Consider the following 13,500-nt stretch of genomic DNA (forward strand, 5'->3'; position numbering starts at 1 on the left):
CCGCGATGGATCGGGACGCCGCGATCGACGCCCTGCTCGCCAAGGACGCCCTGCGCGACCTCGCCATGCGTTACTGCCGGGCAATCGACCGGCGCGACCGCGAGCTGCTGCGATCGGTCTATCATGAGGATGCCATCGACGATCATGGCACGCTGTTCTGCGACAGCGCCGCCGCCTTCATCGCGCAGCAGGACCAGATCATGGCGCCGTTCGCGCTGACCGCCCATTATATCTGCAACATGCACTGGCGGCTGGACGGCGACCGCGCCGATGGCGAACTCTATTTCCTCGCCTATCACCGGATTGAACAGCCGATCGTCCGTCACATTCTCGTCACCGGCCGCTATCTCGACAATTATGATCGGCGCGCCGGCATCTGGAAGATCGCCCGCCGCCGCCTTGTCTGGGACAGCTTCGTCACCCTGGACGCGGCCCCCGCTGACATGGCGCAACTGGCCAAACTGGGCATCATTGGCGGCACCCATACCGATCTGTCCTATCAGGCGCTGCCGCTGATGGCGCAGCGTCACTGAACAAAGGGAGTAAAAGCGCATGAGCATCCAGGGCAAGATTGCTGTCGTCATGGGCGCCTCCGCCCCCGGCGGCACCGGCTGGGCCATAGCCGAGGCGCTGGCGGCGGCCGGTGCGAAGGTCGTCGTCGCGGCCCGCAACCTGACATCGCTGGAAACCCTGGCGGCCAAGATCGGCGGCCACGCCATCGCCTGCGACATAGGCGACCGGCTGCAGGTGGAGGCATTGGCGAAAGAGGTCGAAAGCCGCTTCGGCACAATCGATATCGCGGTCAATTCGGCCGGCCTGCCGATGATCGGCATGATCGCCGACGCCACGCCCGAGGCGCTGCAACAGGCGCTCGACGTCAATTATCTGGGCGCGGTCCATTTCGTCCGCACCATGGCGGCGATCATGAACGATAACGGGTCGATCGTCATGATCACCTCTTACAGCGCCGCCCAGCCGATTGAGCCGCATTTCGCCTATGCCTGCGCCAAGGCGGCGACCGACTGTTTCGTCAAATATGCGGCGATCGAATATGGCCGCCGCGGCATCCGCGTGAACTCGATCCAGCCCGGCCCGATCAAGACCGACCTCGCCGCCCATCTGTTCGCGATTCCCGGCGTCGAGGATATTTTCGCGCGCGAAATTCCGCTCGGCCGGGTCGGCAATCCGCAAGATTATGCCGACGCCGTGCTGTGGCTGTCCGGCCCCTGCTTCGTCACCGGCCTCAACCTGCCGGTCAATGGCGGCAACCAGCTCACCCGGATGCCGCGCACGGACGAACTTTCCATGGGTTTCGACAGCTACGACGCCAATCGCGCCGCCTGACCGACGCCGGGTGGGCGGAGCTTACTCCGCCCCCTCCTCCACTGGATATTGCAGCGCCTCCTGCGCGATCGACGCCACCAGTTCGCCAGCCCGGTTGTAGATCAGCCCGCGCGCCAGATTAACGCCATTTTCCGCATTGGGACCGTCGGTCTCGAACAGCAGCCAGTCATCGCACCGCACGTCGCGATGAAACCAGATGCTGTGGTCCAGGCTGGCGACGAACAGATGCGGGCCAGGCAGCGCCACCGTGTGCCGGGTCAACGGCGCGCCGGCGAACATGAAATCGGACAGGAATGCCAATATCTGCCGCTGCCCCGCCGGGTCCGCGACCCGCTCCGCCCCTCGGGCACGCAACCAATAATGCCGCTTGGCCTCGGCCCGCGTCTCCAGAAAGCCGATCGTGTCGGGAATGCGCACATCGACCGGATAATGGCCCTTGAGCAGCCCGGCATAATGGCGCCCGTCGCGCGCCTTCAGCGTAGCGAAAGCGCTCTGGTCGATCCCCGTCTCCGGATCGAACGGGATCGGGGTCGGTCGGAAATGGCTGAACCCGGCCATCGGCGTCCGATAGGAACAGTCCATCACGAACAGCAATTGCTCGCCCTGCCGTGCCTCGACCCGGCGGGTGGAAAAGCGCGCGCCGTCGCGCACCCGCGCGACCCGATAGTCGATCGGCAGGCTGTCGGTGCCGGCGCGCAGGAAATAGCTGTGCAGCGAATGGACGATCCGGCCCGGCACGGTGCGATCCGCCGCGACCAGCGCCTGCGCGACGATCTGGCCGCCGAACAGCGAGCGATAGACATTGGGCTGGTTGCGCGTGCTGCGAAACAGGTCTGGCGAAATCTCGTCCATTTCCAGCAGCATCGGCACATCGTGGCGCCATTCCCGAGCCTGCATCGTCTCGTCATATCGCCGCATCGCCGGCCTCCCTCATCGCCTGTTTCACCTCGCTATAGGCAATTAGAACATGATATGCTAGCGAACTAGATAGAGACAAGATTCGAGAGGACCGATGCAGCTATCCTATAGCGAAGAGGACAGGGCTTTCCGTGCCGAGGTCCGCGCTTTCGTGGAGGCGAACCTGCCCGCCGACCTCGCCCGGCGCGGCCGCCAGGATTATCACCCTCGACGCGAGGATCAGGCCCGATGGGCCGCAATTCTCGCCGAAAAGGGCTGGTCCGTCCCGCATTGGCCGGTCGCCTATGGCGGACCGGGCTGGACCGGCGTGCAGCGCTTCATCTTCGAGGATGAGATGCGCAGCGCCTATGCGCCGACCATGGACCGCATCGGCCCCGAACTGGTCGCGCCCGTCCTCTACACCTTCGGTTCGGAAGAACAGCGCCAGACCTGGCTACCGGGCATCCGCACCGGCCAGACTTTCTGGGCACAGGGCTTTTCCGAGCCCGGTTCCGGGTCTGACCTGTCTTCGCTCCGCACCCGCGCGGTGCGCGATGGCGACCATTATGTCGTCACCGGGCAGAAGACCTGGACGACCGAGGGCCACCATGCCGACATGATCTTCATGCTGGTGCGCACCGACATGGACTGCAAGCCGCAGGCCGGCATCTCGGCCCTGCTGATCGACCTCAACAGCCCCGGCATCACCCGCCGCCCGATCTGGACGATCGACGAGGGGCTGACCGTCAATGAATTCTTCTTCGACGAGGTCCGCGTCCCGGTGGACAATCTGGTGGGCCAGGAAGGTGCGGGCTGGACCTATGCCAAATTCCTGCTGGGCAACGAACGCACCGCCAGCGCCGAAGTCCCCCATACCAAGCGCGACATCGCCCAATTGCGCGACATCGCCCGGATCGAACAAAAAAACGGCAAGCCGTTGATCGAGGATGCCGTTTTTCGCGCGAAGCTGGCCCGGATAGAGATCGATACCATGGCGCTGGAAACCGCCGTGCTGCGCGCGCTGACGTCGGACGCGCATGATGGCGGCGCGATCGCCTCGCTGGTCAAGGTGCGCGGGTCCGAACTGCGCCAGCGCGTCGCCGACCTCGCTGACGAGGCACTGGGCGACCGCGGCCTTGCCGTCTGCCTCGCGCCCGATGCCGAACATCGGATGTTCGACGACGGCCTCGCCCCGCCTGTCCCGGACCATGGCATAGGCATCGCCGCCAAGGCGATGTTTCGCCGCGCCACCACCATCTATGGCGGCGCCAACGAGATCCAGCGCACGCTGATCGCCAAGACCGTGCTGGAGCTTTGATCCGATGGACTTCGCCTACACATCCGAACAGGAAGCGCTGCGCGACAGCGTGCGCCGCTTCGCCGAGCGCGAATATGGCTGGGAAGAGCGCTTCCGCCTGATCCGATCCCCGGCCGGCGTCGCGCCCGCTCACTGGGCGACCTTCGCCGAACTGGGCTGGCTGGGCGCGGGTCTGTCCGAAGCGGCCGGCGGCTTTGGCGGCAGCGCAACAGAGAATGCCCTGATCGCCGAGGAACTGGGCCGCGCCCTCATCACCGAACCCTTTGTCGCCCATGTCATCGCGACCCAGTTGCTCGCCGCGATCGGCGACGCCGCGGCATCGGACCTGATCGCCGCGCTGGTCATGGGCGAACAGCGCATCGTGCCGGCGCTACAGGAGGCCGAAGGGCGCGGCGACTGGCGCATCGTCTCCACCCGTTGCGACGGCACAACCCTCACCGGCAGCAAATCCCTGGTCGAGGGTGTCAATTTCGCTGACAGGCTGATCGTTTCGGCCCTTAGCGACGATGGCATCGCCCTCTATCTGGTCGACCCCAAGGGCGCGGGCATCACCCTGTCCCCCTATCGCACGCTCGACAATCGCCGTGTCGCCGACATCCAGTTCGCCAATGCCCCGGCACAGCTGCTTGCCGACGGCGCGAAAGCACAAGCCGCGATCGACAGCGCTATCGACCATGGCCTCGTCACCCTGTGCGGCGAAGCGCTGGGGATCATGGAAGCCGCCCTCTGGGCCACGCGCGACTATCTCAAGGTCCGCAAGCAGTTCGGCACCGCGCTCGGCAATTTCCAGGTGCTCCAGCATCGCATGGCCGACATGCTGATCGAAACCGAGATGAGCCGATCGCTCCTGCTTCACGCGCTCGGCGCGATGGAGGGCGACGATCCTCTCGTCCGTGCCGTCGCCGTCTCCGCCGCCAACGTGCAGGCATCGACCGGCGGCCTGTTCGTCACCCGCCAGGCGATCCAGTTGCATGGCGGCATCGGCGTGACCGATGAACTCAATATCAGCCATCTCTATCGCCGGCTCTATGTGATCGCCCGCCAGTTCGGTGATGAGGAACTGCACATCGCCCGCTTCGCCGACGCGACCGATCGCGCCGCATGAGCCGCGCGCGGATCGAACGGATCAAGGCCGCCTTCGCCCGCGACCAGCGGGACGATCCGCCGGCCGTCCATCCCGGCGACATTCCCTGGCGCTACGAGGCGATCACGCCCGAATGGATGACGCATATCCTGTGCCGCGGCCATGCCGAGGCGCGGGTCGTCGCCATCACGCTCGATGCCCCGGATTCCGGTACATCCAACCGCCGCCGCATCTTCATCACCTATAATGAGGCCGGCCGGGCGCTCGGACTGCCCCGCTCGGTCTTCTGCAAGGCGACGGTCGATCTGGTGAACCGCATCCTGCTGTCGACCTCCGCCCTGCTGAGTGAAACCAGCTTCTACAATCTAATCCGCCCGCAACTGGCGATCGAAGCGCCCGAGGCGCTGATCGCCGCCTATGACCCGGACTCCTTCGCCTCGATCATCATGCTCAAGGATCTGGGCGAGCGCGTGACCTTCTGCTCCCATCACACCGTCATGACGCTGGAGCGCGCCAAAGACCAGATGGCGCTGCTGGCCACCCTACACGGCCATTTCTATCGATCGCCGCAGCTTGACGCGGGGCTGGCCCATCTGTTCCGCTACGATCACCGCTTCGCGGCGCTCGACCGCGATCATGATTTCAGGACGATGTGCGAGACCGGCCTGCGCGCCGCCGCAGATATCGTCCCGCCTCGCCTGATGGCCCGGGAAGCTGCGGTCTGGCCAGCCACGCTGCGCGCTTCGGCCCGGCATGGCGAATTGCCGCTCACCATCACCCATGGCGATGTTCATCTCAAAAACTGGTACATCACCGCCGACGACCGGATGGGGCTGAGCGACTGGCAGGTCACGTCGAAGGGCCATTGGTCGCGCGACGTCGCCTACACCATCGCCACCGCCCTCACTGTCGAGCAGCGCCGGCTGTGGGAGCGAGACCTTCTCGCTTATTATCTCGATGCGTTCACCGCCGCAGGGGGCGAAAAAATAGCGTTCGACCAGGCCTGGCACAATTATCGCCAACAGATGCTGACCACGCTTGCCTGGTGGACGATGACGCTGACCCCGCTGGGCGATGTGCCCGATATGCAGCCGCGCGACATCACGCTGGAATTCATCCGTCGCATCGCGACCGCCATGGACGATCTCGATACGCTGGACAGCCTCTAAGGTTCAGACCGCGCGCACGGCGGAGCCGATGTCCAGCCGCCGCCAGCTATCGAGAAACACCGTCATCAACTGCAATTGCGCGCGCGGCAGGAAACGGTCGCGCAGTTCCGGATCGAACCGGTCCTTCACCTGGCGAAAATCGGGAATCTCCGCAGCGATCAGGGCCGGTGCATCAAGCATCCAGGCCATGCCGGTCAGCGCGATCGACCATTTTAGCGCGTGCGCAAAGGCGCTCCGGTCGATCGCCGGGCCACCAGCCTCGCTATAGGCTACCAGCAGCAGGTCGATCAGTTCGTCTTCATGCTGCGCCAGAAAGTCCGTCTCGGCCGCACAGCTCATGCCGACAAAGGCCATCGCCAGGTTCATCTGCGCCACGCCGCCCCAATCGAGCAGCCCGCAATGCAACGCGCCGTCCGCGCGCCAGAACCAGCCATTATCGACATTCATGTTCCAATGGCACAGCGCGATCATGTCGTCCTGCGCATTGAGCCAAGCCTGCATCGCCGCCTGTCGCGCCAGCACCAGTGGCGCGTCGCGACAGAAATCGTCCAGGAAGGCGGGATCGCGCAGCGCATCCGGCAGCAATCGCGGCGCATCCGCCGCGAACAGCCGCAGGACGGCCAGTTTCTCGTCCAGAGCGGCCCTGTCATAAGGAATTATCGGCGGCGGTGCCGGATCGAAGGGAAAGGCCTGCGCGACCGCCGCGCCGAACCGGCCGGCGCGATGATGTGCCGCAAGGGCCGCCATTGCCTGCGTCAGCGCGCGATAATGATCCAGCGGATCGGCCATCCGATAATCCAGGCACTTGTCCTGCACCGGCTCCACCCCGTCCCGGCCATAGGGCACCCGCTCGGTGATCAGCAGGCCACATTGGGTCGCCGCGCTATAGTCGCCAAAATGGCAGACCGGCACCCGCACCGGGAAATCGGGCACCCTCGATAGCAGCGCAAAGCGGACCTCCGGCGCCATGACCGGCGAGAAGAGATCGCGCAGCGGATCGCCGAACTCACGAGTGAATTTGGCGAACAGCGCCGTATGCAGCCCCTCTTGCGGCCGCGCATAGCGCACGTCGAGCCACAGCTTGCGGCCCATGCCACCGCCGAAAAACTCCTTCACCGCGACAATTTCGACTACGTCATTGTCCGCTGCCAGCACGCCGGTGGCGCGGAACGCCCGCGTGAGGAACGCTGCCCCCGCAGCATCAAAGGCGTCGACACTGGTGGGAAAGTCGATGCCCAGCGCGTCTCCGCGCACCATCGCCGGCCGCGCATCATCGACCACAAGGGCGTTCATCACATCCGCCTGCATATCTTCCCTCTCCAATGATATGCTACTATACTATACTCAAGCGACACGCCGCAAGGCGGGATCAGATATGGAGAGCGAACATGGCGACTTCCGCGAAAATCCGGGGTTATGGATCGGCCGAGCGCCCTTTGGCAGGCGAACTCTGGCGGCGTGAGTCGCATCAGCCCGGCGCCCCGGCCCTGACCGCCCATGGCAATTTCGAGCCGGACAATAATAGCGTCGACTATGCCCGCTATTTCTCTCCTGCCCGCGCCAGGGCCGAACAGGATCATATCTGGTCGAAAAACTGGCTCTTCGCTGGACGGGAAGAAGATATTCCCAATGTCGGCGACCGCATGCCGCTGCAGGTCGGCCCCCATAGCTGGTTCATCGTCCGCTCCGCGCCCGATGCGTTCAAGGCTTTCCATAATAGCTGCCTGCACCGTGGCACCATGCTCTGCGCCAAGCATGAATCGGCAGAAACCATCCGCTGCCCCTATCATGCCTGGGAATGGAATGTGGACGGGCGGCTGAAGCGCATCCCCAGCCATTGGGACTTTCCCGAACTGACCCGCCTCAATGCGTCCCTGCCCGAAGTGAAGCTGGAGCGCTGGGGCGGCTTCCTCTTCATCAACGCCGACAAGGATGCCGCGCCGTTGCGCGACGCTCTGGGGCCGATGCCCGAGCATTTCGCCCAGTTCCAGCCCGAGCGCCGCTACACCGCGGCGCGCTTCCGCAAGCTGGTGAAGGCCAATTGGAAAATCTCGCAGGAGGCCTTCATGGAGGCCTATCATCTCTACGCCACCCACCCCGAAGCCGTGCCGTTCAACGGCGACAGCCAGACCCAATATGATATCTGGCAGGGTGAACATGGCCATGTCGGCCGCAACGCCAGTTGCTCGGCCACGCCCAGCATGCACGCGCCGTCGGACGCCACCGTGCTCAATGCCGGCCAGATGTTCGCCCAGGCCATGCGCGACTGGCATTATCCGCAGGCCGACGTGCCACAGATCGATCCCAAGGGTGATGTCCGCGCGCAACTGGGCGAATGGCACCGCGCCGTCGCCACCCAATTTTACGGCCGGCCGATCGATCTGGCCGACGCCATCATGATGGATAGCTTCCTCTATTTCATGTACCCGCATATGGGGCTGTGGCTGTCGGAATCCGTGCCCTTCACCTATCAGTTCCTGCCGCACGAAACCGATCCCGAACAAAGCTGGTTCGACGTCCGCCTGCTGCTGCCCTGTCCCGAAGGACGCCCGACCCCGCCCTCGGCGCCGGCGGTCGTGCTGGACGCGGACCAGAGCGTGTTCCAGCACTGCCCCGATTTCGGCTTTCTGGGCTTCGTGTTCGATCAGGACATGTCCAACATGCCGCTGATCCAGAAGGGCGCCCACTCGGCCGACCCCGCCAGCCCGCGCACGCGGCTGGGCGCCTATCAGGAAATGATCATCCAGCACTGGAACAAGGTGATGGACGATCAGATTGCCCAGGGTGAGGCAGCCAAGGGCTGATCCTGGCGGCGGCCGGGCCGCTTATCCCAGGCCCGGCAGGCCGCCCGTCCGGATCGGCAGGCTGGCCTTCAGCCGCGCGCGAAACGCATCGTCATCCCCGGCCGCCGCGCCCATCCGGTCCAGCAGCGGCCGGGTCGCCACGCTGACGACGATCGCGCCGCTCAGCGCCATGAACAGATGATCGGCATCCGCCTGCCCGGACTGCCCGGCCAGATGGTCGACCAGGATCGGACGCAGCCGGTCATGGATCGGCTTGACCAGCCGGGCATAGCTGTCTTCCGATCGGGCGCTGTCCAGCACCACTTCGCGCAGGATGAAGGCGGCGAGATCCGGCGTATCGCACAGCAAGTCGATCAGCAGGCCGATCGCCTGATCGATCCGCCGATCCCCCCGCCCCTCATCCGCATCCGGCAAGATCGCCAGTTGCGCGATCAGCCGCTGCGACAGCCGATCGACCACGGCCTGCCACAATTGCAGTTTCGATCCGAAATGATGCGCGATCATCGCCGCGTCGACCGACGCCTGCGCCGCGATCTGCCGCACACCTACCGCATCAAAGCCATGCGCCGCGAATTGCGCCGTCGCGGCGTCGAGCAGCGCATCCGCGACTGACGCCCCCTCCCCGACCTCGGTGGATCGCGGACGTCCACGTCGTTTTTGCCGCATCGGCGCGGTCGAGGAAGAAACAGGCATCATGCGACTTTATTCTGCAATCGTTGAATATTGCAAGAATGGCATGATCTGGGACGCGCGTCAGCGCAGCGCGCGGACATCCTTGCGCGAGAGCGTGGTCTTGACCGTGTCGCCGTCGAGCGACAGCGTATCGCCCGGAATGACGATCATCTTGCTGCCCAGGATCAGCTGGACGCCAGTCACAGTGTCGTTCGCGGTCAGCACCCGGTCCACCTTGCCGAGCACGACACCATCGGACGAGACGACGGGCGCATTGCGCGGGATCGCCAGAGGTTCGGCCGCGACTGCGCCGGCGCTCAGGAGGGCAATTGCAGCAACAAGGGCACGAACGATCATGGGTCTCTCCATCAGAATTTGGAGCGACCCATGCTATAAATAGTATGCTAGCACAACATTAATTTTGCGGTGCATCAATCACCGGGAAGATGTCCCACTTCGTTGAAACTGCGCAGCTTCCAGCCACCGTCTCGATCGACGATCAGGCGCGAGATCGACGCATTCTCCGTCGCCATGAAGGCAAAGGCCCGACTGCCCGTGGTCTGACGGCAGATTTCCGCAATCGTCGCCGCATGGCTGAAGACCACGGCAGTCTCGCCGGCGTCGATCGCATCGCAGACCATGGTCAGGCCCCGACGGACGCGCGCAGAAAAGGCTTCGCCCCGTTCGGCATTGGGAATGACGTCCCAGCTTTCCTCGACGAACATGCGTGACACCAGCGGATGCCCGGCGGCCGCATGGTCATAGAAACTATGCTCCCAGTCCCCCAGATGCACCTCGCGCAGATCATCGATGCAGCGTGGCGCGATCCCGGTCGCCCGTGCCAGCGGCGCCGCCGTCTGCTGCGTGCGTTGCAGCGGCGTCACCATGATCGCGGCGATCGCCTCGCCGGCCAGCGCCTGCGCGACCGCCTCGGCCTGCCGTTCGCCATCGGCCGTCAGCGGCGGATTGCTGATCGTCAGGTCGCCCAGCGCGATCACATGTGCAGTGGCGCCGGTGCTCGAACCATGGCGCACCAGAATGATCTGCCGCGCGTCGGCCGGCAGCGTGAAACGCTGCTGCGCACCCTGCGCCCGGCGATGATGGTCGTCCTGCGAAGATGTCATGAAATGCCCCAATATTGAGAATAAAGCATATGGTATTGCACCATACCATAGTCAACGCTAAGCTCATTCCCAACAACCGATCGCCGATGCAGCGATCGGACGAGGGTATGCAATCGGCACCGCAGATGCGCGCCCTCGACCATGGACAGGAGAGGTTTCATGCGTGCAGCCACCGCCACCCATCCCTTTTTCGATCGCGATACCCTGGCTGATCCCTTTGCGATGATGGCGCAGATGCGATCGGATATGCCGATCGCCCAGACGACCGATCCGGCCGGCCGCGCGATATGGGTCGTGACCGACATCAAGCTGATCGAGCAGATTGCCCGCCGCACCGAGGATTTCTCCAACCGCTTCGGGCATCTGCTGATGGCCGGCGGCGGCGCCGATCCGGAGGTCGCGCAGATCCTGGCGAGCGAACCGCTCGAAGCGACGCTGCTGCTGACCTCCGATGATCCGGATCACAAGCGCTTCCGCGCACTGGTCAACGCCGTCTTCGCCACCGGCCGCGTGTCGCACATGGAAGAGACGATCGCCCGGCTGATCGATGAACTGATCGACGATTTCATCGAGCATGGCACTGTCAATTTCGTCGACAAGTTCGCGGTTCTGCTGCCCACCTATATCATCGCCGACATACTGGGCCTGCCACGCGACAAATATGACAAGGTCAAATCATGGTCGGATGCGGTCATCACGGTCGTCGGCCGCATGGGCACGCCCGAACAGGAGCGTGATGCCGCTCGGCAGATGGTGGAGTTCCGCCGCTACATCAAGGATATGGTCGCCGCCCGCCGGATCGAGCCGCGCGACGACCTGATCTCCAATCTCGTCACCGTCCGTATCGACGGGGTCGCGCCACTCACCGATGACGAGGCGGCCGCGCTGGCCTTCGAGACCTCTGTCGCGGGCAACGAAACGACCCGTAACACGCTGATGAGCGGCATGGTCCAGTTGCTGCGCCATCCCGACCAGTTGCAGGCGCTGATCGACGATCCGTCGCTGATCGACAATGCGGTCGAGGAGATATTGCGCTACGAGACTCCGGCCTCATCGATGTGGCGGATCGCGCGCCATGATACCGAGCTGGGCGGCGTCATCATTCCTGCGGGCGCTACCCTGCTGCTGCGCTATGACGGCGGCAATCGCGATCCCCAGCGTTTCGAGGAACCCGACCGGTTCGACATCCGCCGGAAGAACGCCCGCACACACATATCCTTCGGCGCGCCCAGCATGCATCGCTGCCTCGGCCAGATGCTCGCCCGCAAGGAACTGACCCTGGCCTTCCCCCGCCTGCTTGCGCGCATGAAGAATATCCGCATCGGCGCAGGCAGCCAGACCGACTATCTGCCCAGCCTTCTCTTCCACTGCATCGGCGGCCTGAACCTGGATTTCGATCCGGGCGAGCGCGTCCTCGACGGCATGGCGACCGAGGTATCGGCATGACCGGCAGCTACGACTATATCATCGTCGGCGCAGGATCGGCGGGCTGCGTCCTCGCCAACCGCCTGTCGCAAAATCCCGATCACAAGGTGCTGCTGCTGGAGGCTGGCGGCGAGAACAAGGCGTTCCTCGTCAACATGCCCAAGGGCATCGGCAAGCTGGTCACCGATCCCGATTATGCCTGGACCTATCCGGTCGGCCCCGCCGATGCACCGTCGGAAGTGTGGCAGCGCGGCCGGGGCCTGGGCGGCTCCTCCGCCATCAACGGCATGATCTATGTCCGGGGGCAGCCGCAGGATTTCGATATCTGGGAAGGCGAGGCCGGTCCGGACTGGTCCTGGGTGCAGATGAAGCAAAGCTATCGCGCGATCGAGGATCATGAACTGGGCGACGACGGCGTCCGCGGTGTCGGCGGCCCGGTCCATATCTCGACCAACAAGCTGCGCTATCCGCTGGCGGAAAAGGCGATCGACGCCGGCGTGCAGATGGGCCTGCCGCGCCATTATGAGGATCTCAATCGCGAGGATCAGGAAGGCGTCGGCTATTATTGCTACAATATCAAGGATGGGCGCCGGCAAAGCTCCGCCATCGCCTTCCTCGATCCGGTCCGCCATCGCCCCAATCTGCACGTCGTCACCAACGTCTATGTCGACCGGATCCGGTTCGAGGGGAAGCGCGCCGCCGGGGTCGAATGCCGCGTCGATGGTCGGCGCACATTCTATGCCTGCCATGGCGAGATCATCCTGAGCGCCGGCACGATCGGATCGCCCAAGCTGCTGCAATTGTCGGGGATCGGCCCGGCGCCCCTGCTGCGCCGCCACGGCATCGACATGATCCACGACAGCCCGGATGTCGGCCGCCGCATCCGCGAGCATCTCGGCATGATCGCCAGCTATCGCCTCAAAGGGGGCGAGAAAGGCATCAACCACCGCCTGCGCGGTCTGGGCCTCGCCACCAGCGTCGCCCAATATCTGTTGTTCCGAAACGGTCCGCTCGCCAACGGCGCAATGGAAGTGGGCGCCTTCATCCGGACCAATCCAGCCGAACCCCGGCCCAATGCCCAGCTCTATATCAGCGGCTGGACGCTCGACATGCCCGAGGAGCGCGACAAGGATACCGTCGCCCCGATGCAGGCAGTGGAACGTGAACCGGGCATGAGCTTCACCGCGCAATTGATCGGCCTCGACAGCGAAGGCTCGGTCGAGATCAGCGACAGCGATGCCGATGCGCCCTTGCTCATCACCCCCAACTGGCTGTCGAGCGAGCATGACCGGCGCGCCGCGATCGAACTGGTCCGTTATATCCGCGCCTATGTGCAGCAGCCCGCACTGGCCCCCTATGTCGGCGCGGAGGTCTCGCCCGGCGCGGCCCATATCACCGACGAAGAGATATTGGCCGTCGTCCGCGACATCGCCCTGTGCGGCACTCACGCCGTGCGCAGTTGCCGGATGGGGCGCGATGCGCAATCGGTAGTGGACGAACGCACCCGCGTGCGCGGCGTCCATGGCCTGCGCGTGGTCGACTGCTCGATCATGCCGGGGCTGATTTCGGGCAACACCAACGGTCCCGCCATGGCGACCGCCTGGCGCGCCGCCGACCTGATCCTGGCGGATGCCGCGTTGCGCAACGCAGCCTGAAATAGACG

The 13,500-nt window shown here is 64.6% G+C and carries 13 protein-coding genes; 8 read left to right on the forward strand and 5 right to left on the reverse strand.

From position 1 onward, the window contains the following. Window positions 1–5: 5 nt before the first annotated feature. On the forward strand, window positions 6–533 hold the full coding sequence (locus tag N6H05_RS20080; protein WP_284111371.1) for a nuclear transport factor 2 family protein: 528 nt from the start codon (window positions 6–8) through the stop codon (window positions 531–533). 19 nt (window positions 534–552) lie between these two features. Then, window positions 553–1,344, forward strand: a complete 792-nt coding sequence (locus N6H05_RS20085; protein WP_284111372.1) for an SDR family oxidoreductase — start codon at window positions 553–555, stop codon at window positions 1,342–1,344. Between the two features lie 21 nt (window positions 1,345–1,365). Here the strand turns inward: N6H05_RS20085 and N6H05_RS20090 are convergent, their stop codons facing one another. Continuing rightward, complete coding sequence (locus tag N6H05_RS20090) at window positions 1,366–2,262, reverse strand: acyl-CoA thioesterase (protein WP_284111373.1); 897 nt, start codon at window positions 2,260–2,262, stop codon at window positions 1,366–1,368. A gap of 94 nt (window positions 2,263–2,356) precedes the next feature. Between N6H05_RS20090 and N6H05_RS20095 the strand changes: the two genes are divergently transcribed. The 3 genes from N6H05_RS20095 to N6H05_RS20105 are packed head-to-tail and all read left to right on the forward strand — an operon-like array spanning window position 2,357 to window position 5,812. Then, window positions 2,357–3,559 (forward strand): acyl-CoA dehydrogenase family protein, encoded by a 1,203-nt coding sequence (locus N6H05_RS20095; RefSeq protein WP_284111374.1) that lies wholly within the window; start codon window positions 2,357–2,359, stop codon window positions 3,557–3,559. A 4-nt stretch (window positions 3,560–3,563) separates the two neighbouring features. Beyond that, a complete protein-coding gene (locus tag N6H05_RS20100; protein WP_284111375.1) occupies window positions 3,564–4,664 on the forward strand; it encodes an acyl-CoA dehydrogenase family protein in 1,101 nt (366 codons plus the stop codon). Continuing rightward, the gene (locus tag N6H05_RS20105) at window positions 4,661–5,812 is read left to right on the forward strand and encodes a phosphotransferase family protein (protein WP_284111376.1); all 1,152 of its coding nucleotides are present in this window, start codon (window positions 4,661–4,663) and stop codon (window positions 5,810–5,812) included. Before N6H05_RS20100 ends, N6H05_RS20105 begins: the two co-directional genes overlap by 4 nt. A 3-nt stretch (window positions 5,813–5,815) precedes the next feature. Here N6H05_RS20105 and N6H05_RS20110 read toward each other — a convergent pair whose 3' ends face one another. After that, entirely contained in the window at window positions 5,816–7,105 is a 1,290-nt protein-coding gene (locus tag N6H05_RS20110; RefSeq protein ID WP_284111377.1) for a hypothetical protein, read from the reverse strand. 95 nt (window positions 7,106–7,200) lie between these two features. Here N6H05_RS20110 and N6H05_RS20115 point away from each other — a divergent pair, with 95 nt between their 5' ends. Next, window positions 7,201–8,616 (forward strand): aromatic ring-hydroxylating oxygenase subunit alpha, encoded by a 1,416-nt coding sequence (locus N6H05_RS20115; RefSeq protein ID WP_284111378.1) that lies wholly within the window; start codon window positions 7,201–7,203, stop codon window positions 8,614–8,616. Window positions 8,617–8,637: 21 nt separating this feature from the next. Here the strand turns inward: N6H05_RS20115 and N6H05_RS20120 are convergent, their stop codons facing one another. The 3 genes from N6H05_RS20120 to N6H05_RS20130 form a co-directional block, all read right to left on the reverse strand. After that, complete coding sequence (locus N6H05_RS20120) at window positions 8,638–9,312, reverse strand: TetR/AcrR family transcriptional regulator (protein WP_284111379.1); 675 nt, start codon at window positions 9,310–9,312, stop codon at window positions 8,638–8,640. Window positions 9,313–9,369: 57 nt separating this feature from the next. Beyond that, window positions 9,370–9,645, reverse strand: a complete 276-nt coding sequence (locus N6H05_RS20125) for a hypothetical protein (RefSeq protein ID WP_284111380.1) — start codon at window positions 9,643–9,645, stop codon at window positions 9,370–9,372. Between the two features lie 74 nt (window positions 9,646–9,719). Beyond that, window positions 9,720–10,412 carry a histidine phosphatase family protein gene (locus N6H05_RS20130; RefSeq protein WP_284111381.1) on the reverse strand — a complete coding sequence of 231 codons (693 nt, stop codon included), beginning with the start codon at window positions 10,410–10,412 and terminating at the stop codon, window positions 9,720–9,722. Window positions 10,413–10,571: 159 nt separating this feature from the next. On the opposite strand from N6H05_RS20130, the gene N6H05_RS20135 reads away from it, so the two are divergent. Together N6H05_RS20135 and N6H05_RS20140 are read left to right on the forward strand one after the other, a co-directional pair. Then, on the forward strand, window positions 10,572–11,858 hold the full coding sequence (locus N6H05_RS20135; RefSeq protein WP_284111382.1) for a cytochrome P450: 1,287 nt from the start codon (window positions 10,572–10,574) through the stop codon (window positions 11,856–11,858). After that, the gene (locus N6H05_RS20140) at window positions 11,855–13,492 is read left to right on the forward strand and encodes a GMC family oxidoreductase (RefSeq protein WP_284111383.1); all 1,638 of its coding nucleotides are present in this window, start codon (window positions 11,855–11,857) and stop codon (window positions 13,490–13,492) included. The genes N6H05_RS20135 and N6H05_RS20140 overlap by 4 nt, the downstream gene beginning before the upstream one ends. The last annotated feature ends 8 nt before the right edge of the window (window positions 13,493–13,500 follow it).

The organism is Sphingobium sp. WTD-1, from assembly GCF_030128825.1.
Classification (GTDB): domain Bacteria; phylum Pseudomonadota; class Alphaproteobacteria; order Sphingomonadales; family Sphingomonadaceae; genus Sphingobium.